Origin of the sequence: Bacillus haikouensis (assembly GCF_013179555.1) — a bacterium.
Classification (GTDB): domain Bacteria; phylum Bacillota; class Bacilli; order Bacillales; family Bacillaceae_B; genus Rossellomorea; species Rossellomorea haikouensis_A.
This window is the reverse complement of record NZ_JABMCR010000542.1, coordinates 1-1,242: the sequence shown is the minus strand read 5'-3', so window position 1 is coordinate 1,242 and position 1,242 is coordinate 1. Positions and strand designations below refer to the sequence as shown.

Below are 1,242 nucleotides of genomic sequence, written 5' to 3'. Positions count from 1 at the left end.
TTGATTCTTCACTTCATCCTTCGCAATCCGGAAAACTTCCTTCTTTTCCTCGGTTGATAACATGAAGTTCTCTCCAGTACTACCGTTCACATAGAGCCCATCTACTTTACATACGTCGATATTATAGCGTATAATCTCACGCAATCCTTGTTCATTGATCGTTCCATCCTGGTCGTACGAAACCATTAATGCTGTAAAAATTCCATTCATGACTATCGCTCCCTCTTATCGTTTAATTCCTTCTGTTTGCAAGCAATCCACAAAATGCCTGGTAATGTCCATCGGTCTAGTAATCGCTGATCCGACGATACACCCATGTGCACCTGCTAATACAGCACGCTGTAAATCTTCGCCTTTCCAATACCCGCCTTCAGCCATAATCGGGATATCTACTCTTTTAGCCAGCTCCTCAACCAACTGGATATTCGGCGAATGTACATTCTTCGTATACTCCGTGTAGCCTGAAAGCGTGGTTGCAATAAGGTCAAATCCAAGCCTGCTTGCATTCATGCCTTCCTTGAACGTTGAGACATCCGCCATTAAAATGACTTCAGGGTATTTCGCTCTTATTTCACGATAAAAATTTTCCAGTGTCTGTTGATTTGGTCTTGGACGATCTGTCGCATCTAAAGCTACAATTTCTGCCCCGGCCAGAACCACTTCATCGACTTCAGTCATCGTGGCTGTAATAAATACGGAACTATCTTCAAAATTCCGTTTTACAATCCCAATAACTGGAAGGTTAACCTCTTGTTTAATCGCGACAATATCTTCATAGCTGTTTGCCCGGATGCCTGCTGCGCCGCCTAATTTAGCGGCAAGGGCCATTTTTGACATAATGTATGAGCTATGCAGAGGCTCGTGTTCTAAAGCTTGGCAAGAAACGACCAAACCTCCTTTCAAGCTTTCTACTATATTTTTTTCATTCATTTTTTTCGCCCCTTAGGTAGGTATTCACAAAGTTAATAAAGCTTAATTGATAAGTTTTCGGATATTTTCATTTTAATTGTTTCTGCTTGTTCAGAATTTTTCATCGTTAACCCTGTACAAATAAGATCGATTAAATACAATTGTGAGATTTTCGATATTAATGATCCGCTATCGAGGGGACTTTCTTTAGCTGAAGACAATAACACCACATCTGAATACCTGGTTAACGGTGATTTCACGTACGCTGTTAATGCGATTATGGTTGCCTGATTGGCCTTGGCTGTTTTAATGGCATCTACAATGTCTTTTGTG

The 1,242-nt window shown here is 40.9% G+C and carries 3 protein-coding genes; all 3 read right to left on the bottom strand.

The window, feature by feature from the left end:
• Positions 1-210: dihydrodipicolinate synthase family protein (locus HP456_RS24135; RefSeq protein WP_172255705.1), on the bottom strand; the 210-nt coding region annotated here is incomplete at its 3' end.
• Between the two features lie 15 nt (positions 211-225).
• Complete coding sequence (locus HP456_RS24130; RefSeq protein WP_172255702.1) at positions 226-930, bottom strand: N-acetylmannosamine-6-phosphate 2-epimerase; 705 nt, start codon at positions 928-930, stop codon at positions 226-228.
• A gap of 32 nt (positions 931-962) precedes the next feature.
• A partial coding sequence (locus HP456_RS24125; protein ID WP_172255699.1) for a MurR/RpiR family transcriptional regulator occupies positions 963-1,242 on the bottom strand: 280 nt, incomplete at its 5' end.